This is a genomic window from Shewanella sp. ANA-3 (genome assembly GCF_000203935.1).
Lineage (GTDB): Bacteria > Pseudomonadota > Gammaproteobacteria > Enterobacterales > Shewanellaceae > Shewanella.
In genome coordinates this window covers 1,882,912-1,904,352 of record NC_008577.1, presented here as the reverse complement: position 1 = coordinate 1,904,352, position 21,441 = coordinate 1,882,912, and the positions used below count along the sequence as shown (strand labels likewise).

Sequence of the window (21,441 nt, the reverse complement as noted above, 5' to 3'; positions counted from 1 at the left end):
ATCCGGTTTAATCGGTAAGGTGTATAGATAAGTATTTCTTGATAAAAGAGAGATCCTTGTCAACCGAAGATTCTGAAATACTAAACATTTGAGAAATTTCTTTCGATGAGCTCAAGCAAACATATTTATAAATGAATACAGACACCTGACGCGGGTAGTCAATCGCCAACTTCTTTAGTAAATGCTCAACTTCAAATAGTTGTTGAAAAGCTGAAGAAGCTTGAAGCAAGCTACGGGCCTCAATTTGACGTTTTTTAGCCTGAGACTTACGTAGATTATCAATGAGGATCGAGTAAATGACCTGTGAAAACAACATATAAAACTCCCTGCTGTTTTCAACGGTAACCTCATGACTTTGGGCCACACGAATAAAAGCGTCATGTACAAGGGAGGTAGTGTTGCAGGAAATCCTAAGCAACGTATTTTGCTCAAACTCAGCCAAAGACTTTGCTCTAACTTCTGACGCAATACTACGAAATTTCTGGTAGGCAAATTGGTATAACTGCGATTCAACCTGTTGAGATTCATGCTCCCAGCGAAGCACTATATCCGTCAACAGCACCACATCTGCACTGCTGTGTCTTACTAATTGATCCAAAATTAGACACTCACAATTTATTAACACGCTAAAATGTAACAACAATTCCCAAATTTTACAACTGGTTGCAATAAAAGCTATATCTGTTTGCTAAGTTACCGTAAGTAAGGTGACGAAATTCACAGTTACCCGCACAATGACTGAAAACGTGTAAATTTTTTTCGACTGGCCTATCGGATTTCTTAGCATATTTACCTCTTTGGTCACTCTTTTTGTGCTCACCCTGCTGCTATACCAGATTTAACAATAGCAACGACACACTAGCACAATCATTGTTTACGCCTTTCTACAAAAAAAACGTATCTTTTTTGTTCCTTCATGACTTTATATCTTTCCCAAATCACATGCTAAATTGATAAGGCTAGTAAAATGCAAGGAAAAATACTCAATATTACAGGGGCATTCGCCCTAATTAGAGCAGAGAATCAGGACAAATTTGAGGTACCACTCTCAAAAATAAAATCTGAAATTTCACCGCGTGTAGGCGATGATGTTGACTTCGATCTGATAGAAGGGAGAGTAGAATCAGTTTACATACTCAGACAATCCGCTTATATAGACGATCACCTTTCTTCTGCCAAAGAAACCGCAAATCATATTTATAAAAAAGTGAAAAGCAATATCAATGAGGAAAACTTAGAAAAAGCCAAAGATCTTGCAGCAAAAGCAACAGACAAAGTTAAAGAAAAAATACAAAGTATTGATGTGTCCAAAGCGAAAGAGACATTAAGATCTATTGACATGCCTAATTTAAATTTAAACTCTGCATCTAGGTTGTCTGTCCACAACAAATTTGCGCTTTTTACACTGACTTGCTTGTTTGTCTCAATGTTACTGCCAGCAGTTGATTTGGGACTCGGTACAACAGTGAGCTACATAGAGTTGGTTGATAGCATGACATTGCAAATCATATTTATGCTCGCATCGTCTGTTAGTTTGGCAATCGGTGCGCCACGCTTTATCAGCAAAATGCTCTGCGCTATCTGTTTAGTCACCATATTGATTCCCATCTATGAGGTTTTCAACTCACTTACAGAGCTTGCTAACTTGGGACGAGAATTTGGTATAACAGATAAAAGCGTGATCAACAGCTTAATGAAAACCGTTAAAATTGGCTTACCTATGCTAATAATTTCATTCTTATTATTTTTCTTTACCACCCTACTGCCACGCTACAAGACGTCATCTATATTCATAGCAACCGAAAATTAAATTTAAAAGAACAATAGCATAAAAATAACATTACTAGCTTCTCAAGAATAATATCAAGCTCATTTAATGACATAATAGTTAAATTTTCAAATATGCATGTGTGGTCAACTCAATTTACAATGGATTTAAAATGCGAAAAATAATAACCTCCGTCAGCACAGTACTCCTTGCAGTAACAACATTAACAGGATGCAATGATTATCCAGATAAAGCAAAACTCGATTTCCAGTCTGATATACAACAAGACCAAGTAGCCTTTGCAGCAAAGCGCATTCATCTTATCCCTTTAGATGATAGTGATCTTAAAGAATGGATAATAAAGATAAAAGAACTAGAAAAAAATACGCTGGGCAACATCAAAGGTCAAGAAGTCACTGATGACGTTTTCACACAAGTTCAAACACTCGCGAAACAGATCGCTTCAAGTCCACTAGGTCAGCAGCCTGCACCTAATACTGAAATAGGTACTGTGGAACAATTTCTGACTATCAATGGGCAACTTTATCTTCACGATAAAGAACTCAAGGAAGATATTGCTAAACATCAAGCAGTTATTCAAAGTCAACAAGTGGCTTTAGATAAATTAAAAGAAGTACACGATCGAAGTGCTGCGGCCTCTGATAAATTGAAAGAAATTTTGAAGCCATATGATGAAAAACTGACTGCTCTACAGTCAACAGCGTCTTTAGCACAATCAAATATGAATGAAGCTCTTAAGAAATTAAACCCTTTAGACTTCAATGTAAGAGAGTTTGATATAAAAGCCAGTTGGTATCCCTTTAGCGGGAAGGATAGAGCCATTCCTGATTGTGTGACAGATATAGAAAGTCGAATGAAAGCAAGTAGCCGTGCAAGTGGTATTATTGCGTTTCCGACATTTAAGGGAGAAGAAGGGCGTTATTACTGTTCTTATATGGACTCAATTGGTGGGGGCGAAAACACCCAAGCTAGATTTGTCGCAGCACTGAAATCTACCGGCATCGACATATTAGTAATGAATTATGTGAAAGCCGTTGTTTTATTAGATGCTGATACCGATTATTTAACTTCACTACGTAAAAATGCCGAACGGGCAGAAACAGATTTAAAATCTCAAATTAATTTAATGAGTTTCTCCGAAAGAAAATCTTGGGATTACTCACAAAAAACAATAGCGTCAAAACAAGCTGAAATTAAACAACTTGAGGACTATAATTCAGATGATAATCGTCAAAAGTTATACAGAGAAAACTTGACCGCTGCCGTCCATAGTTTATTTACTCGATATACAATTTTTCTACTAGCTGAAGATCATGATCTGCTCACCTTCGACTACAAGGGCGAATTGGAGCTAACAGGTGATGAGCAGTATGTACTGATTAACGAGGTTAATCCACGCAAACCGACCTACGAACTGATTGACGCTACTACTTTTAAAGAGCAGAACATATTGCTCATTTCTGCCGACCCTAGCCAATATAAAAAATTTAAAAATTTCACTCAAGGATTAGCAGATAAGCTATTTCAAAAAGGTTAACTAATACAACTAACAACCTTTTAAACTAAAAAACATTTTTAGATATGCAGATTTAAATCTGTCAACTTTGTCAGCCAAAAGTCTATCCAACAATAGTCAATAATCCGCCTTTTTATAAGGCGGAATTTAACTAACTCTAGAATGAGCTATTTCTACTGTTCTAGTTCTTTTGCAACAAAATTTGGGCCCCATGTTCTAGAAATTTCACGACATTCGTCTGATGATGACCTGCTTACACCTATTGCATCTACAAAATAACCTATTCCCCAAAAGATACTCACAAGTAATTGTTTTAAATATTAGGGAATTAGTTAGAAATTTCTATTTCGCTACTGCCATTCAATCCCCATTAAGTCGACAAAGACAACTTTGAAGGAATTATCACGACTAGCATACATGAACTATCTGAACATTTAATTATAAGACCTCATATCTATTAATATTGCATAGAATGCAAATCGACCTGTATAGATCCTTACCAAGGTTACCTTTTAAGATTTTGAATCTATACTTAGGTGTCTAAACGATATGATATTTGCAACGCCAGTAAACATGTGATGAACTTCTGAATCGCTCTTGTTTCTCGTTTCCTCTTACTAGTGATGAATAAGAAGGTCTCTTTTAACTTGGGCATTTTTCAGGCTATAGCTTTAAGAGACTATCATCACCTCAGAGGCGGTGGTTTGGGAACGGAAATAAACAGATAGCTGGACAGCCTCCAGATAATTATCTCCATACACTACAAAACAAGTTCTCCTCGTTAACCAATAAAGCAGCAGTTAAGCCGCTTTGGTAAACCTAGGCTTTCAATCTGATCCCGAGCTTGTTATAACTCCCCTTTCCTGCTCTTTCGCTGAATTCAGAGGTTTCAATGAACAAAGCACAACTTATCCAACGTATCGCCACTTCGCTTGAACAGTCCCAGGCCAGTACTAGACCTGTTGTCGAACAAATCCTGCAACAGATCCATATCGCCTTAAGCGAAGGTGAGAAAGTCTTCCTGCCACAATTCGGCACCTTCGAGTTACGTTATCATTTACCTAAATCGGGTCGGAACCCGCAAACCGGCGAGACGATGGAGATTGCTGGCTTTAACCAGCCAAGCTTTAAGGCGGCGACAGCGCTTAAACAAGCGATAAATGAGTAGTATTGCGGATACGTAAAAGAGCCTCGTGAAAACCACGGGGCTTTTTTATGGGTGAAGGTTAACGATATTACTTTGACAATAGGGAGGGAAGAGGCAACCTACCCTGCTGAGTTTGACGCTATCAAGGCCTTAATGCCTAAATGAATGAACCTTCCGCCCCAGATGCGAACAGTTCGGTGAATACAACGCAGGAACCGCTATCAGATGAACAAATTCAAGTATCGCATCACTAATTGACCGAATATATCAAGGCGTTGACGAACCGTGGCTTACAAGCTTTTGGATAGACGAGCAGGCGAACAACCTCTGATGTAACTGAACATAATGGTGATTGGGCATATCAATATTGTGACACGGCAATAGAAGCCGCCTTGATACACAAAGGTTATTTAATCTCCCTTACAACACTAGAAGATTTTCTCAGCTCAGTGTTTAGTTTGATGAATGTACAACTAATTTCACCTAGTTACAGTTGCATCAGCAAGTGGGCAAAGACCATCAAGATTAACTACCGCAACCCTAGCCGTGGTGCGATGACTCACTTGGTTGTCGATACTACAGGATTGAAAGTATATGGTGAAGGTGAAGGTGAATGCGTAAGCAGGATTAGGAAAACGTCGCCCTCGACATAAGTTGCATCTTGCGCTAGATGCGGCCACACATGAAGTCGTCGCACCCTAAGCCAGTTTAGAGAGTGTGGCAGATAGCGAGATTCTACCCACTTCATTAAGCATGCAGAGGTGCAAGATAAAACAAGTTTCAACCCCAATGGCATTTATGACAGAAAATGGTCATAAGATATTGAAACACCTAGAGAGTGAACCTACGAAAATGCAAGTTAAAGGCCCCCAGAAACGGCTTTATATCGTTATAAACAGCTGATTGACCTGAAATTGAGCCTGTGCAACTAAAGCGACCAAATCGACGAGGTATGGGCTGGCATGAAAGTAATGAGCAAAGTCATAGGGCTAGGTATGCTTAATCGCCAGAGAGCCAGTTAATGCCAGGCCCCCTGTTAGGAGAAGGCATACCTAAGATTGAGTTATACAATAACGTTCATTTAGCAATACCCTTCCCGAATCTTGATGGATATTGCCATTTGTTACCTCAAAAAAATAATGGTACGGTTAGATAATCAAAGGAATATATGTCATAAATTTTACAAGCAAGAAATATTTAACTCGGCAGTGCTAAAATCGAACTCTTTAATCTCAGAACACTTGCCAATCTTACAGACTCTTACGCCATAATTAGCAAAGTCTTTTTTGATAACTAAGCTAGTTTGTAAGCGAGGTGATTTGTCATCAGTTTCAATTAAAGTTGAATTTGAAACTGTCATTGCTTCTGCAGCATTTGTTCCATATACTTCAAAATCAACACCTTTTGAATTTGATTGATAAACATCTTGCCAATCAAGTTTATACGTTGAACAAACATTATCCTTTCCATGTGAGCTGATCATTTTCTGAACATATTTATCACTTGCTCCATTCATTGAATGAGAAACAGTAGTTTTACCAACATGTAAAGTTTCATTATCAGCAGCTAACAAAGCTTCTTTAAAATTGATAATTCTGTTTTCTGGTGCATTTCTAAACATGTTAGTGGAATTACCCGCCTCATTCACATGAAATTTATTGCCAGAGTCATAAATAACATTGAAAATTTCATCAGGGTTTAAACTAGGGTTTTGCATCAACACCATAGAAACTAAACCAGATACAATAGGTGCTGAGTAACTCGTTCCTTGTCCTGTAGCATAGCAAGATTCAATACTACCTTGACAGTTTGTATCAATAAAATTTCTGTCAATATACGTTGTAGTTGTTACCTTGGGCAACGTCATATCTTCACCAATTGTTGACAATGTTCTTTTATCACTTAGGTAACTTGAGAAATATGATAGTTGTCCATGTACGTTATTTGACGACACAGGAATAACACCGTTACATGTTGCTGGCGTAAATATATCACCAGATACACCATCGTTACCTAATGCTGCAACAACCACAATACCTTTCTGTTTTGCATAATCTACAGCATCAGCAAAAGCATTGTATCCAACTTCACAAAGCTCATTTTTATTTGAGCCTAAGCTTAAATTGATCACATCAACAGGTTCAGAAATTGGTTCCAATCCTTCAAATGTGTCATCACTTTTAGCAGCCCAATAGATAGCTTTAATTAAATCAGATGTTAAAGCCGAACCTGTACAAGAATCGATAACTTTAACTGGTACAATATCAATATTTTCTGAACCTACTGCTGAGGCAATGCCTTTACCATTGTTTTGAATAGCAGCAATAGATGACGCTACACTAAGTCCATGACCGTTAATACAGATTTTATATTCTGTAGGATCATTTAGTTTTGTTTGTTCATTGTAAACAAATTTAGATGGCTTCCATGATTTATCTAATGCATTATTAGTTTGATCTCCAAGTGTTACAATGTTTGAAGCATCACACGTAGCATCCAATCCTGAGTTTGTGGGATCTTGCGTTAAACAATTCAAGGCTAAATTATACGCATAATTCCCTTCTGGAAAATAGTACATTGCTGATTTAATGAATTTTGCTTGTTCTTTTGGCGTTTCCATATCTTCATGTGGAAAATAACCAGAATCTAACACAGCTACTCTTGCTTTCCTGCCAAGATTATTTTTAAAAACTGATTTTGCTTCTAACGCTGAAGTTGCACCATTTGTAAAATCTTTTTGCGCATCATGGTAATATTCATTTTCAACAAGAGGATCTTTAAATTTATTCAAATCAATTGAATAAGTTATTGGATTCTTGGGCTTTAGAACAATGTTAGCTTGATTTAATTTTACAGGAATTGTAGTTTCATTTTTTTCAAAATGAATTTTAGTATTTTCCACAACAGAGGCAAATAATCCACTATCAGTTAATCTTGAAATCGTTAAATCAACATTATCTTCAACAACAATTACAGAATAACCTCCAAATGTTGTTCTTTCGAAAAATTTTACTTTTACATTGTTAACAAAAGAATCATCTTTCATTGAGTTTAATTGAGAAACATCATTCCACTTAACAATATAACTTGTGTCAGCAAATGTTGATGTTGATGCTATCAGTGAAGATAAAATCAAAATTTTCATCAGTTTTGATTTTTTCATTTTTTATCCCTTACTATATTATTCAACATTAAAACTATAAATCATATTTAAATTAACATCTAATGCATCAAAATATCATTTAAAAAATCATACTGTGTAGAGAAAATCCATTTCCCACTTACTTCATAAGAACCATAAGCAGTGTTACCAATAAATCTTGAGTATGAGCCATCACTTAACAACACTAATTTTTCTTGATTAAATAGATACATTGATGGATAAACATCATTAACCAATTCATTTAGAACGCCAATTGATTCAAATGGATCATCAATTCTAGCCTCAACCTCTAAGCTATTGTAGTTTATTATTTCATTAAATTCAGCTTCAATTTCTTTATCTTTTTGAAGTAAACCATTAAGAACAAAATGATATCTGTTTTCTAAAAAAGCAATCTTCTTAGTAATCATTTCATCATCAGATAATTGAATTTTTCTTTTATTACTTAAATAAATATCACTGTTGATTTTTTTAGAAAAAAACAATTCATCATTAAAATAGCTTGCTATTTTTTCATACTCAGCTGAGGCGTTAGCCAACTTTTTAAGTTCTTGTATTTTAGTATTCCAAACTGATTCAATGCTTCCTGAATTAATTGGTTTAATAAAAGTCGAAAATTGTGATGTTAGACCAGTTGAATCTTCAAATGAAATATTAATGGCAACCAATTCATTAGCAACACTAGGTATAGGTGTTACAGAAAAGCTATTTTTAGTTAAATCTTTAATACCTAAAGGATTCGTTGTGTTATATTCTGGAATAGAATACGAAACTTTTATAGCACTATTGATTTCATTGCCTCTACTAACAAAATATGTATTAATCAGAGATTCTTCACCGACTAATGGATATTTATTAGAAAGATCGTCTAAATATGAAACTGATGATTTGCTTGAAAAAGCTAAGAAAAGTTCTTTAGAAGATGATTCATTAGATTTTTCATCAACAACATTTAAAGTTACTGCAATTTGAATTTTTCCGTAAGTAGAATTAGGAATTCGCATTCTTGCTACACCAGAAACTTTATCGATATCAATAGAGAATTTTTTAATGATACTTGATTTATCAGTATCATTTAACGATGTCAAAAATCTTAATTTGTATGTAATATTTAACTGAGAAATATCACTATCTTCATCAGAAACAGTAAACACAAAATCTTCCATTGTCATTTCGTTAACGCTGAATGTAGGCGTATCCCCATACTCTGATGACCATGCAATAACTGGAGCTTTTGTTGGTTCAGGCGGTTGAACCACTGGTTTATCCATGACTGTTAATATAAATTCTTTTGTTGATGCCAATTTCCCATCACTTGCCGTCAGCGAAATAGTTACTGATATATCTCGTGTGATTTCTCCTGCTATCAACAATATCTGAGAATTTCCATTGTAACTAATAGTAATTATGGGATCAGACGAGGCTGTAGATAATGTAATTTCATCACCTTCCGTATCAGTTACAGTGAAGGGGAGTAGGATCTGTGCGTTTTCCTCCATTTGATATGTATCAGAGAGACCACTAATGACTGGTGCATTATTTTTTGTAATATTTAGGATAAACGACTTGCTAGAACTGGTTTGACCATCGCTAGCCGACAAGGTGACCGTGGTCGAAGTATTCTGATTTATATCTGCTGTAACCAACAGCAACTTTTGACCACTGAGGCTGGCTGTTACTGCTGCATTAGACGATATAACTGATAGTGTAATAGTATCTCCCTCTGCATCAGTCACACTGAAGGGAATGGTTAATTCTGCCCTCTCCATCATTCGATAAACGTCTGATAAGCCACTGATCACAGGCGCCGTATTCGAAGCAGATGGGGGCGTGGTATTATCGCCGTTATTATCGGAAGAATCGCCACCACCACATGCAGTGAGGACGAGCGCTAACAGCATGGATATATAAAAGTCTGTACGCTTCATAGACTATACTCTCAGATATGTTGTAGGTTTTGCTCTTAAATACTCAGTCACCACAGAAGGAACTTGAGTTTTCCATGCTTTCCGTATACGCCGTTGTCAAAGCAGGTTAAGCGCTTTTTAATCAATCATTGCAATTGGTTACATGGGTTCTAACTGCCTACAATGAGTAATTCAGTTGCTGTTTTCAAGCTACGAAGTTTGTTGAAAAAAGCGTAACGGCCGTGCCGAAATTTGAGAAGTGCATCAGAATTAACAGGTTTATTTCTCGACGGCAGGTTACCGACTACTTATCTATATGGAGTTACCAGTGAGTTAATCACCAGAAAAATCAGACGACTGTCGCCCCTGTTCAGGTCGACCTAGTTTGGTTGTGCGATACAGATTGCCTTGACTTCAGCCAAGGCAATAGGACACTTTGCTATTAATGTTAAAAGCATTACAGCATTTCACCGAATCGAGCGGATTGTGTGATGCAATGACATAATAATTTGGAAGTTAAACCCAAAATCTCCAGCAAATAATTGAAATACGATGCTCAATGGTTTTTTGATGAGTGAAATGAATCAACTTTCTTGACTTTCAGCTTTTCTAATTACTTCATTATTGAATGCAATTACGCCTTTATACCCCCAATACATTGAAAGTACATAGAGTATAAATGCTATAGGACTGGCAACAATAGTTATAGCAAGTATCACTACCAAGACAAAATTAATAATTCCGTATCCCACACTACCAGCGTACATCTGGCCTGCACCCGGTATTAAGAAACCCAGTACTAAAGCCGTGGTTGAGTTTTTCATCTCATTTTGTAACCGCGCAAGCTTAATTGCGTCATTCATTTGCTACTCTCCCATGATTGCATTGTATATCGTTTTATAAATTGCCATTTTATCTACATAACTTATTTTTAATTCATCTTGTAACAACAACCACTTACGATTTTTTGGTTCGAACATACATAATGAGAACTTTTGCATGCGGCCAGAAATAGTAAAAGATACGTATTTTTATAGATTTTCCGTAATGTGGTTTAGTGAAAAACTGGTGAATTTTCGTCAATGACTATTTTAACACTCGTTCTTGATGCCTTTATTCGTGTAACTCAAAGAAGGGACATACAGTCGAAAACAGTGGGGAGCTCCTCATTGCTTTCACAGATCGTCTACTCGATTCTGATTGCTGATCTGCGAAAGTCTAAGGCTAAAAAATGGCAGTGAGAAACTGCTGATGAGCCGCAAACCTCCTAGGCTTTACAGCAATTGCTTAGAATGGAGCAGGTATTGAAGAAACCGTTACTTGGCTATCATCATCAAGCATCTGTTTTCATAGAATATTTTATTTCGGCTCGTTGAAAGATATTTCCAACATATTAGGTATTTCGGAATCTTCGGCCGACAAAGACCTCTTTTTATTAAGAAATGCTTATCTGTACACCTTAACGATTAAACCTGATGGGGCCAGAATGGCTTCTCTTTACGAACATTATTCGCACATATTGGAACTTGCATTTGCCGAACAAGAGAGCTATCTGCAACCAATGAAGTGAGATGACAACGACTTTTATCAGCGTCTGCGTATTAGGCTTAATAAACACTAAATTAATGCAACCCATTTATTTTAGGCAGATCTTGAATAAGCTTCGGAGTAAATAAACCGATCCATTTTATTCCAACAGCATTTCCAAACAAACCTAGAAACAATCGCGTGCTGCAAATGCAAAAAAGCCCCGACTGATGTCGAGGCTTATTTACTATTCACTAAGAATAATGGTACCCGAGGCCAGACTTGAACTGGCACGCTGTTACCAGCGAGGGATTTTAAATCCCTTGTGTCTACCGATTCCACCACTCGGGCAAACTCTGAATATCGCAAGCACAGCTATTGATATTGTTAACTCTTTGCTTCGTTATTTTACTTATATTTCAAAAATATAATTAACGAAGTTTAACGCTTCAGCTCGCTTTGAGCCGTCACCATTATAATAATGGTACCCGAGGCCAGACTTGAACTGGCACGCTGTTACCAGCGAGGGATTTTAAATCCCTTGTGTCTACCGATTCCACCACTCGGGCAAACTCTTTATATTAACGACGGGAATCGTGTCATTAATATCTTGATTATGGAGGCGCGACCCGGAGTCGAACCGAGATCGACGGATTTGCAATCCGCAGCATAGCCATTCTGCCATCGCGCCATCTTTCCAATCATTTAGATTGGAGCGACATATCGGGTTCGAACCGATGACCTATACCTTGGCAAGGTATCGCTCTACCAACTGAGCTAATGTCGCATTTCGATTTCACACTCACTCAAAAAACAAGGCATCGTATTCACCTTATCAACTGAGCTTATGTTGCATCTCGTAGAGTTAAGATTTTGTTTTCACTTCGTCTCTCGTCTACGGGGAGGCATTCTACCTATTTACCATGCAGTGTCAACCGCTGTTTTATCGATAACTTACTGCTTGCGCACTAAATAATCTCTTTGATCTTTTATTGTGCTATTCAGCCGTTAAATCTTTCCAAGCGGCTAAAATGTAGCTCATCATTGACCAGAAGGTTAACACGGCAGCGATATATAACAGCACAAATGCCGCGGTGATCATGAGTGGGTTGTATTGCCAGATCAGGCCAATAATCGCCACCATCTGCGCCGCCGTTTTATATTTGCCGATCCAAGAAACCGCAACCGTCCCGCGCTTACCTAATTCAGCCATCCATTCACGTAGGGCTGAAATCACAATTTCGCGACCAATCATAAACAGTGCCGGCAACGTTAACCAAATATCGGCATATTGCTCCACCAGCAACACCAGCGCGGTGATCACCATTAGTTTATCGGCAACGGGATCGAGAAAAGCCCCAAAACGCGTGAGTTGCTTGAGTTTACGGGCGGCATAGCCATCCAAGGCATCGGTAATGGCGGCAAGCCAAAACACAAATGCAGCCACGAAGGGAGTCCAACTGTACGGCAGATAAAAGAGCACCACGAAGATGGGCAGTAAAAAAAGCCTAAAAAGGGTTAATGCTATAGGTAAGTTAAACGGCATGATCAAACCAGTTAGTCAAAAGCAGCGCCAATCTTGCCTTAAATTTATCACCCTCGCAATGCATCATGAATGGTTTGTGCCATTTCTATGCTAATACCGGGTACTTTCGCTAACTCGGCCACACTCGCGCCCTTCACTTCCTGTAAACCACCAAGATGTTGCAATAACGCCTTGCGCCGCTTAGGACCAATGCCAGGAATCGACTCGAGCGTCGAGGTGTTACGGGTTTTCTGGCGACGATTGCGATGGCCTGTAATCGCAAAGCGGTGGGACTCATCGCGAATATGTTGAATAAGGTGCAGCGCTGGCGAGTCATCCTCAAGGGAAAAGCTCGTTTCTGTGTCGCCGAAGATTAAGGTTTCAAGCCCGGGTTTACGGCTCTCCCCCTTTGCCACCCCAATCAGTTGCGGCGCTTTATCTAAATTGACGAATTTCTCATCCACTATTTGCTGGGCGATACGCAGCTGGCCCAAGCCACCGTCGATAAATAAGATGTCAGGAATTTTGCCGCTGGCATCGATTTTATCAAATCGGCGACTAATAGCTTGTTTCATCGCAGCATAATCATCGCCAGGTGTAATCCCTTCAATATTGTAGCGGCGGTATTCGGCCTTATGGGGCCCCTCGCGGTTAAACACCACGCAGGAGGCTACCGTGCTCTCCCCCATGGTATGGCTGATATCGAAACACTCCATCCGCTGAATTGGCGCATTAAGCTCGAGGATTTCCTCCAGCAAGACAAAACGCTGTTCAACGGTGTTTTTATGGGACAAACGCGTCATCACCGCATTGGTGGCATTGGTCAGCGCGAGGCGCAAAAAGCTTGCCCTGTCGGCGCGCACATTGGTTTTGATGCTGAACTTTTTATTTAACGCCTCAGAGACGGCCGCTTCTAACTCATGCAATTCTTCAAAGTGATGGCTTATCACCACTTCCTTAGGAATTGTGCGTTGAATATCGGCATTTAAATAAAACTGTAATAGGAAGGAACGTAAGACTTCTTCGATATCTGTTTGCGCGGGCACCGTTGGATAATAGCTGCGGCTACCAAAAATTTTACCTTCGCGGATAAATAATAGGTGAAAACACGCGATGCCCGAAGCGTAGTGCACACCGATAACATCCATATCCCCAGTATTACCTGAGACTTCTTGCTGCTCGGCCACCCGGCGTAGCGCCATAATTTGATCGCGAAAGCGCGCAGCTTGCTCATAGGCTTGCTGCCCGGCGGCCTCTTCCATCTTTGCCACAAGTTCACTGATGACTTGCTTATCTTTTCCCTTAAGGAACAAACTGGCGAGTTTAACCTGCTCGTCATACTCCGCATTACTGACCTTACCGACGCAAGGTGCACTGCAACGGGATAACTGGTACTGCAGGCAGGGACGAGTGCGGGATTTATAATAGAGATCATCACACTGGCGGATAGGAAACAGCTTTTGCATCAAGTGCAAACTTTCACGCACCGCGCCGCCATTAGGATAAGGCCCAAAGTAATAGCCCTTTTCCCGCTGCGGTCCGCGATGGTATGCGAGGCGTGGATGCTCGTGTTGGCTCAAGAAAATATAAGGGTATGACTTATCGTCCCGCAGTAACACATTGTATTTGGGCATGTACTGCTTGATATAGTCATTCTCAAGCAGCAGCGCATCGGTCTCGCTGTGGGTCAGCGTCACATCGATATGATGGATATGGGACACCAGCGCTTGGGTTTTCACATTCCCAAGGTTTTTACGGAAATAGGAGGATAAGCGCTTCTTAAGATCTTTGGCTTTACCCACATAGATGACGTCACCTTTGACGTCATACATGCGATAAACCCCAGCAGAGGATGAGACCATGCGTAAAAAACTCTGGGCGTTAAAACCTGTCGACATCGTTATAAACCCACTCTTTTACTCACGGTCTTCAACACAACTTGATAAATCGTCTTCACACTCACTGCTAACACTTAATTAATGCTAGATTCATTGACACAAGCGGCCACTAGAAATGGCCAGCGTCTAACATTTTATAACGGATCGCTAAACGGGTCAGCTCCACATCACCACTGATCCCAAGCTTCGCAAATAAGCGATAACGGTAGCTGTTAACGGTTTTGGGGCTTAAGTTGAGCTGCTCAGAAATATCATTGACCTTTTCACCATTGGTGATCATCAACATAATTTGCAGCTCACGCTCGGACAAGGCTTTAAACGGATTCTCATCGGCGGGATTGAATTGGCTCAATGCCATTTGTTGGGCAATTTCTGGAGATAAATAACGCTGACCACGGGAAACCTGACGTATCGCTTGCAGTACTTCGGGAGGTGTCGCCCCTTTGGTTAAATAACCAGACGCGCCCGCCTGCATCACTTTGCTGGGGAAAGGATCTTCAGTATGCACAGTTAACACAATAATCTTGGCATGGGGCTGATAACGTAAAATCTTACGCGTGGCTTCAAGCCCGCCCATCCCTGGCATATTCATGTCCATTAAGATGACATCGGCTTCATTTTGTCTCGCCCACTGTACCGCGGTTTCGCCATCAGGCGCTTCTCCCACGACTTTGATCCCACGTTCATCTTCTAAGATGCGGCGGATCCCAGTTCTTACAAGCTCATGGTCGTCAACTAAATATATCGATATCAACTTTTATCCACCTTTAACCAATGTCGACTAACACAGTGTAGTCAAATCAGAATACCGCAACCGGAATATAGGTTATCAGGGTAATTTAGCCCAACAATGGCATTTCGCAAAGCATAAAATGAATATTGTTAACTAGATGATATTTAAAGGAACAACGGACTCATTAACCCAGTTTAAATTCTGCACTTAAGGCGCTGCTGGTTTCGGTATTCACGGCAAATAACCAAGAGTATGCTCAACGCCGCAAGTTTTAAACACAATAGAATGGAAGGCCAAAATGCAAAAGACCGCGAATTGGTTAGCGGTCTTTGGATTGCATTTGACGGAGAAGCAGCGCTTAACATGATGAATCCAGCAGGGCAAATGGCAAAAATAAAAAAGCCATCATTGTTGATGGTTTAACTGTGGAATATTGCGGAGGCGCTGCGCTGAGAATAAGAAACCAGAGGGTTCAACTTCCGAAATGCCAAAAACAAAAAAGCCATCATTGCTGATGGCTTTTCCGTAGAATATGGCGGAGGAGCAGGGATTTGAACCCTGGGTGGGCTATAAACCCACGCCGGTTTTCAAGACCGGTGCATTAAACCACTCTGCCACCCCTCCGAACGAGCGAGATAATAGCTATCTCCCCTCTGGTTGTAAACCTAAATTTATTATTAATTGAATTGATTGGCGATTTGATACTCAGTCGTCGATAAAACCATCGCATAACGCCTATTCTTCAATCAAAAGCCGTGTTATCCCTAAATTAAGGTTGTACTTATAGCTACTTAGGCCAAAACACGCTGCGCTCAATACACTCGCCTCCTTTAACTCCTTTAACTCCTTTAACTCCTTTAACTCCTTTAATGCGACAGCACCTTAAAGTAGCCACTTTATATAGTCGAAATAAAAACTCGATAAAAAGTCACTCAAATCAAAGCGCGCTAAAGGCTTGTGAAGGCAAATTGCCGATGCTGATGACTGCACTCAGAAGTGGCTAAGAAGGTAGATATAAACCCTCAAGGCAAATATAAGTTCACTAAAAAATGCCGGGGGGACTTAAGCGAATGCTCCACATATAAGCCAAGGAAGTACTCAAGCAGGCTCTGCTCAGATGCAATATTAAATACAGAACAGAAAACTTGTGTGGACTTGAATGCAAAAAGGCCGCTAATGACTTAGCGGCCTTTCTAACAAATATGGCGTAGGAGCTGCACTTAGAATGAAGAACCCGGGTTCAAATTGTACAAACAAAAAAGCCATCATTGCTGATGGCTTTTCCGTAAAATATGGCGGAGGAGCAGGGATTTGAACCCTGGGTGGGCTATAAACCCACGCCGGTTTTCAAGACCGGTGCATTAAACCACTCTGCCACCCCTCCGAATGGCGCAAATAATATAAGCATCATCGGTGCTTGTAAACAGCAATTTTTCAATATTGTGTCAAATGCTCATCTTATGCTCACCAAGATGTTTTTTCAGGCAAATAGCCAACAAGTTTTCAGCAATATCTGAGTAAACCAACGCAAAAACACCTATACAGTAAGAGACTTGCTGTCTTGGTATGGTAAAATCGCGGTAACTTTTCATGGTAAATGCTTATATGAATTCACTCTTGATACCATCATCCTCACTCGCGCCTGAATTTAACCTTCCTACCCTGCCGCAATCGGCCACAGGGTTAAAAGCCCTGCTTTTAGGGCAAGAACGTGTATTGGATGCCTTTAAGTTACATAACGCCATTGCCGATCAACAGCTCTACCTCGCCGATTTTCCGGGCATCGACCGACAATTAATCATGCAAGCCCTAATGGAAACCGTCGAGCCCTTATCCAGTGCTTATTTAGTGGCGGCTCGGCCTGTAGAAAAAGCCATTCAGTTCCAATGGCAGTATGAAGCGCCGCTCGATAATCAAGGCGCCATTGCCGAGAAAAATGTCAGTTACCGTTACCTGAGTGGCAATATCCGCCGTGCCGATCTTCTTGGTCGCATGGTGCAATCGGCAAATGGCAGCAAATATCAACCCGGTGCACTGGCCCAGTGCCACTATGTGTTTATCTGCGCCGAATCACTGTGGAAACGCGAAGGCCTGTGGGATCTGGTCATGCAAATTCTGACGCAAAAATCCTATCAGATAAGCAACCACCTAAGCCCTATTCCGCTAAATTGTAAAATCATTCTGATTGGCGCAGGCTTAATCTACAGCCAAGTCCGCTCAGAAGACTGGCAATTTCAGCGCCACTTTAGTTTGCTGGCAGAGCTGGCAAGTGAACTCGATCTGACCCGCTTTAAAGAAGTGCAATATGCCAATTGGTTACAAGCCGTGGCTCAGAGTGTTGAGGTTGGTTTAGAGCAATCAAGCCTTGCGCCACTGTTTAGATACAGTTCGAGGTTGACCGAACATCAACGCCGTTTAAGCCTATCTATGCTCGATTTCGCCCAATTAATGGCTCAGGCTAAGGTTTATCGCGGCAAAGCCACTATCAATGCCGCCAGTGTTGAGCACGCACTCGAGCAAGCCAATTATCGCCATAACAGCTCTGAAGAATTTTCAGGGCAAAGTTTTGATGACAATTTCATAAATCTGCCAACTGAAGGCGCTATGGTAGGACAGATTAATGGCCTGACGGTGATCGATGCGATTGACCATAGTTATGGTGAACCCGCGCGGATCACTGCAACCGTGCATTATGGTGATGGCGAAGTAGCGGACATTGAAAGGAAGTCCGAGCTGGGTGGCAATATCCACGCCAAGGGCATGATGATCCTTTCTGCCTGTTTGTATCGTATCTTTGGTCGCGATGCTCCGCTACACCTTAATGCCAACATCGTATTCGAGCAGTCCTATCAAGAGATCGATGGTGATAGCGCCTCGCTCGCCGAGTATTGCTGTTTGATGTCGGCGATTGCCGAGCAGCCGATTATCCAGTCGCTCGCGATTACCGGCGCCTTAGATCAATTCGGCAATGTGCAAGCCATTGGCGGCATTAATGAGAAAATTGAAGGCTTCTTTAATCTTTGTGAGCGTCGCGGCTTAACTGGCGAACAGGGCGTGATTATGCCGAAGTCGAACGTTCTACAACTTAACCTCGCCCCAAAAGTGATAACAGCTGTAGGCAAAGGACAATTCCATATCTATGCGATTGAGCATATGGACGAAGCGGTGGAGCTGCTGATGCAGATGCCCGCAGGGGTTGCCAATGAAGATAATGACTTCCCAGAAGACTCCTTATACGGCTTAGTGCAAGAACGGCTCGATAAGTTGGCAGGAAATGGCGAGGAGGAGATTAGCTTAATGACGAGATTACTCGCAAAACTGGGATTATTTCGCCATTAATTAGCTGATCGGAGTTGTTTAGCTTACACGTGTTCGCTAATCTTGGCGGCTCTTATTGCTGGAGTAGTAAAACAATGAATAAAGCAAACAGTTTCAATAAAGAAGAACTCATCGCCTGTGGCCATGGGAATTTATTTGGTCCAAACTCGCCTCGCTTACCCGTCGATAATATGTTGATGATCGACCGGATCATTACCATTAACGATAACGGCGGTGAATTTGGCAAAGGTGAAATTGTTGCTGAACTCGATATTAATCCAGACCTATGGTTCTTTGGCTGCCACTTTATCAGCGATCCAGTGATGCCAGGTTGTTTAGGCTTAGACGCCATGTGGCAGTTAGTGGGTTTTTACCTCGGTTGGGAAGGCGCTGAGGGTAAAGGCCGCGCGCTGGGCGTAGGTGAAGTGAAATTTACCGGACAAGTTTTACCCGGTGCGAAAAAAGTGACCTATAAGCTAAATATCAAGCGTACTATTCATCGTAAGTTAGTCATGGGTATTGCCGATGCCATCCTTGAAGTGGATGGTCGTCAAATCTATAGCGCGACCGATTTAAAAGTTGGCGTGTTTAGCGATACATCGACCTTCTAATCACTGCTGTACCCTACACGACTCGATACAAAAATGCCCTCATCTGAGGGCAATTATGCTGCATTACTCTGTCTGTTCTGGGCTATTTAATCCACGAGAAACACTCGTTATTTATTAAATAGCCCATTAACTCGGCCATCCACACCTTCACGCCAGCCACCTAACCACTGTGACCGCGAATCAAGATTTGCATAAGGACAAAGCTCTTTAGAGCGGCCCCCAATACCAGCCTGGAATCCTTTGGAAAAAGCTCTGTCTAAACGATCTCGTTTTTGTCTTTTCATGCAAGCGTCCTCTGTTCTACGTGAAATAGAAGCAACAGCTTCATCCATAGAGATAGTGCTTTTCAGCCTCGAGATCAATCAAAAAATCGTCCATTTTATCGACTATTTATTAAACTATTGAGATCATGATTAAAAAAAATCGAGGCATTTTGCCTCGATTTTTTGAGTCTGAATTCAAGCTGAAAAATTAGCGAGTGCGGCGACGTAACCAGACTAAAGGTAACGCTAATAACCAAGCAAGAGAAGCGGCGCCTTTACGTTCGTAATTGCCTGTGTCAGTGCTGTCATCCACAGTACAAGCTTCACCATTAGTAGATGGCTTTAGCACCACCATACGCGGGATATAGGCTGTTACTGGGTCACCACTACCGCTAAGTTCAAACAGGGGAAGACCATTCTCACCTACGATAATATTGCCATCTGAGTCAAACTGGTAGGAAGGTTTACGAATAAAGGCAGTACCTACGATAGTGCCATCTTCATTAATGCTTGCGGCTTCAACAACGAGAATATCACTGTTGTAGCTTAGCACCTTACCAGTCCCATCCTGCACTTCGACCTGATGGCGAGTCCAATTACCATCAGAGCCCTTTTCAAAACCCTTAGACTCACAGGTCAGCAAGTTATTGAGGTTACTGAACTCCCCAGTAGATTTCTCATACAGGAAGCCCGCCTTAGGACGTGGTTTTTCCTTATCATAGGTGGTTTCAATATAACCAACAACTTGACCTTTATTATTGATATCTTTGGGTTTGCTAGATAGGTCCGTGGTAGTTGATGCAAAGTCATTTGGCGTAACATAAGCCACTTCAGGCGTATTGGTATCAAAGTAGAAGAACTTATCACGTAAATATCCTTGGATATAACTACGATAACTACCAACAAGAATACCGCTATCGTTCACATCATAGGCGATGGAGCTTGAAATAGAATCACCCATCGGGATCCAATGGTATTGATAGTTACCCTCGGCATCTTTGCTCCAATAAGCCGCATCTTGGCGTAATCTATCGGTATTGCCGTTACGGTACACGTGCGAGCGTCCGGCGACCACACCTTCATTATTTACACCCAACGCTTGGGCGGTAAAGGTCAGTGAATTGTCACTGGCTGGGGTTAACCCTAAAGGTAGAGCTGTACCCGTTGCAACACCATTGTCCAGTTGCCATACATAAGCACGGGTTTGGTACTGAATATTGCGCGTACCTTGAGTATTAGGGTATTGCTCGCGTTGAATACACACATCTAACGGTAACGTATTATCTGTGCCTAAACAGTAGGCTACGCGATCGCCACCGTATTTGCTGATATCGGTACTGGCATAACCAACAACCAAATTATTGTTGTTAACCGCCGTCGCCGCCGACCAGCCGCCTAACTCAACCGTTTTATCATCCTTCACATACTGAGTGTAAGGTGGCGGTAATGGGATTTCGCTATCGCCTACTTTGGCAACACCGCGATACTCATAATCTCGGTAATACCAGTAATCGGTCGTATCATCTGTAGTCGTATTTTCCGTTTTCTTTTCAGGGGCCGTCATGCTGCCCACTTTCACGCCAGCATCGTTGATGCCGTAGTAAAAGGTATCAACAGAGTTAACTACCGAAATATCGCTGGGTGCTGTAGTGCCATTGATACTATCGAAGGTCGGTAACCATGCACCAGCGGCACCATTTTGCGCGGCAACAAAAGCAAAGTTATTGGCAACAATAGCTGCCGTAATGGAGTAAGTAATGGTTTCCTCAGGGGCAATACCATCTTCAACGTCGATAACCCCACCTTCCACATCAGAAGTACTGAGTTTTTTCTTACCTTTAGCGATACCGACTAACTCATCGTTGGCATTCACGCCCAAGGCATAACCGTTTCGAGTGCCTTCGAGCGTACCTTGCAGATCATAATTATCAAGATTAACAATTTCATATACGGGTGCGGCATGGGCACTGTGTAATACGCCAAGGACACCTAAGGCAACCAAGGAGAGGGCTTTATCCAACTTTGACTTCATTAATTCTATTCC

At 41.0% G+C, this 21,441-nt stretch carries 15 protein-coding genes, 6 tRNA genes and 2 pseudogenes; 7 read left to right on the top strand and 16 right to left on the bottom strand.

The window, feature by feature from the left end:
• Nucleotides 1–7: 7 nt before the first annotated feature.
• Nucleotides 8–598 carry an ECF-type sigma factor gene (locus SHEWANA3_RS08570; protein ID WP_244096601.1) on the bottom strand — a complete coding sequence of 197 codons (591 nt, stop codon included), beginning with the start codon at nucleotides 596–598 and terminating at the stop codon, nucleotides 8–10.
• Between the two features lie 369 nt (nucleotides 599–967).
• Between SHEWANA3_RS08570 and SHEWANA3_RS08565 the strand changes: the two genes are divergently transcribed.
• Both SHEWANA3_RS08565 and SHEWANA3_RS08560 read left to right on the top strand, forming a co-directional pair.
• Entirely contained in the window at nucleotides 968–1,810 is an 843-nt protein-coding gene (locus tag SHEWANA3_RS08565; RefSeq protein WP_011716653.1) for a hypothetical protein, read from the top strand.
• Between the two features lie 130 nt (nucleotides 1,811–1,940).
• A complete protein-coding gene (locus SHEWANA3_RS08560) occupies nucleotides 1,941–3,326 on the top strand; it encodes a hypothetical protein (RefSeq protein ID WP_011716652.1) in 1,386 nt (461 codons plus the stop codon).
• A 230-nt stretch (nucleotides 3,327–3,556) separates the two neighbouring features.
• Here the strand turns inward: SHEWANA3_RS08560 and SHEWANA3_RS23745 are convergent.
• Nucleotides 3,557–3,854 (bottom strand): annotated as a pseudogene (locus SHEWANA3_RS23745) (transposase); the annotation flags it as partial.
• A gap of 343 nt (nucleotides 3,855–4,197) precedes the next feature.
• Between SHEWANA3_RS23745 and SHEWANA3_RS08555 the strand changes: the two are divergent.
• Both SHEWANA3_RS08555 and SHEWANA3_RS23155 read left to right on the top strand, forming a co-directional pair.
• Nucleotides 4,198–4,473 carry an HU family DNA-binding protein gene (locus SHEWANA3_RS08555; protein ID WP_011716651.1) on the top strand — a complete coding sequence of 92 codons (276 nt, stop codon included), beginning with the start codon at nucleotides 4,198–4,200 and terminating at the stop codon, nucleotides 4,471–4,473.
• 204 nt (nucleotides 4,474–4,677) lie between these two features.
• Nucleotides 4,678–5,474 (top strand): annotated as a pseudogene (locus tag SHEWANA3_RS23155) (transposase).
• A 158-nt stretch (nucleotides 5,475–5,632) separates the two neighbouring features.
• On the opposite strand, the gene SHEWANA3_RS08550 reads toward SHEWANA3_RS23155, so the two are convergent.
• The 10 genes from SHEWANA3_RS08550 to uvrY form a co-directional block, all read right to left on the bottom strand.
• Nucleotides 5,633–7,615 (bottom strand): S8 family serine peptidase, encoded by a 1,983-nt coding sequence (locus tag SHEWANA3_RS08550; RefSeq protein ID WP_011716650.1) that lies wholly within the window; start codon nucleotides 7,613–7,615, stop codon nucleotides 5,633–5,635.
• Between the two features lie 59 nt (nucleotides 7,616–7,674).
• The gene (locus tag SHEWANA3_RS08545) at nucleotides 7,675–9,543 is read right to left on the bottom strand and encodes a hypothetical protein (protein WP_011716649.1); all 1,869 of its coding nucleotides are present in this window, start codon (nucleotides 9,541–9,543) and stop codon (nucleotides 7,675–7,677) included.
• A gap of 563 nt (nucleotides 9,544–10,106) precedes the next feature.
• The gene (locus SHEWANA3_RS08540) at nucleotides 10,107–10,385 is read right to left on the bottom strand and encodes a hypothetical protein (RefSeq protein WP_011716648.1); all 279 of its coding nucleotides are present in this window, start codon (nucleotides 10,383–10,385) and stop codon (nucleotides 10,107–10,109) included.
• A gap of 928 nt (nucleotides 10,386–11,313) precedes the next feature.
• Nucleotides 11,314–11,400 (bottom strand) — tRNA-Leu (locus tag SHEWANA3_RS08535).
• Nucleotides 11,401–11,531: 131 nt separating this feature from the next.
• Nucleotides 11,532–11,618, bottom strand: a tRNA-Leu gene (locus SHEWANA3_RS08530).
• 48 nt (nucleotides 11,619–11,666) lie between these two features.
• Nucleotides 11,667–11,740 (bottom strand) — tRNA-Cys (locus SHEWANA3_RS08525).
• Between the two features lie 20 nt (nucleotides 11,741–11,760).
• Nucleotides 11,761–11,836: transfer RNA gene (locus tag SHEWANA3_RS08520), tRNA-Gly, on the bottom strand.
• A 210-nt stretch (nucleotides 11,837–12,046) separates the two neighbouring features.
• Entirely contained in the window at nucleotides 12,047–12,595 is a 549-nt protein-coding gene (gene pgsA / locus SHEWANA3_RS08515) for a CDP-diacylglycerol--glycerol-3-phosphate 3-phosphatidyltransferase (protein WP_011625896.1), read from the bottom strand.
• A gap of 47 nt (nucleotides 12,596–12,642) precedes the next feature.
• On the bottom strand, nucleotides 12,643–14,472 hold the full coding sequence (gene uvrC / locus SHEWANA3_RS08510) for an excinuclease ABC subunit UvrC (protein ID WP_011716647.1): 1,830 nt from the start codon (nucleotides 14,470–14,472) through the stop codon (nucleotides 12,643–12,645).
• A 109-nt stretch (nucleotides 14,473–14,581) separates the two neighbouring features.
• Complete coding sequence (gene uvrY / locus SHEWANA3_RS08505) at nucleotides 14,582–15,226, bottom strand: UvrY/SirA/GacA family response regulator transcription factor (protein ID WP_011622328.1); 645 nt, start codon at nucleotides 15,224–15,226, stop codon at nucleotides 14,582–14,584.
• A 231-nt stretch (nucleotides 15,227–15,457) separates the two neighbouring features.
• Between uvrY and SHEWANA3_RS23565 the strand changes: the two genes are divergently transcribed.
• Nucleotides 15,458–15,628, top strand: a complete 171-nt coding sequence (locus SHEWANA3_RS23565; protein ID WP_166485345.1) for a hypothetical protein — start codon at nucleotides 15,458–15,460, stop codon at nucleotides 15,626–15,628.
• A gap of 110 nt (nucleotides 15,629–15,738) precedes the next feature.
• On the opposite strand, the gene SHEWANA3_RS08500 is transcribed toward SHEWANA3_RS23565, so the two are convergent.
• Nucleotides 15,739–15,829, bottom strand: a tRNA-Ser gene (locus SHEWANA3_RS08500).
• Between the two features lie 669 nt (nucleotides 15,830–16,498).
• Nucleotides 16,499–16,589 (bottom strand) — tRNA-Ser (locus SHEWANA3_RS08495).
• Nucleotides 16,590–16,810: 221 nt separating this feature from the next.
• Between SHEWANA3_RS08495 and SHEWANA3_RS08490 the strand changes: the two genes are divergently transcribed.
• Nucleotides 16,811–18,544 (top strand): AAA family ATPase, encoded by a 1,734-nt coding sequence (locus SHEWANA3_RS08490; protein WP_041412597.1) that lies wholly within the window; start codon nucleotides 16,811–16,813, stop codon nucleotides 18,542–18,544.
• 74 nt (nucleotides 18,545–18,618) lie between these two features.
• A complete protein-coding gene (gene fabA, locus SHEWANA3_RS08485) occupies nucleotides 18,619–19,134 on the top strand; it encodes a bifunctional 3-hydroxydecanoyl-ACP dehydratase/trans-2-decenoyl-ACP isomerase (protein WP_011625892.1) in 516 nt (171 codons plus the stop codon).
• A gap of 107 nt (nucleotides 19,135–19,241) precedes the next feature.
• On the opposite strand, the gene rmf is transcribed toward fabA, so the two are convergent.
• Both rmf and SHEWANA3_RS08475 read right to left on the bottom strand, forming a co-directional pair.
• Nucleotides 19,242–19,418, bottom strand: coding sequence for a ribosome modulation factor (gene rmf, locus SHEWANA3_RS08480; protein WP_011071969.1), 177 nt, complete (start codon nucleotides 19,416–19,418; stop codon nucleotides 19,242–19,244).
• A 187-nt stretch (nucleotides 19,419–19,605) separates the two neighbouring features.
• Nucleotides 19,606–21,429 (bottom strand): DUF3466 family protein, encoded by a 1,824-nt coding sequence (locus tag SHEWANA3_RS08475; protein ID WP_011716645.1) that lies wholly within the window; start codon nucleotides 21,427–21,429, stop codon nucleotides 19,606–19,608.
• Nucleotides 21,430–21,441 lie beyond the last annotated feature (12 nt).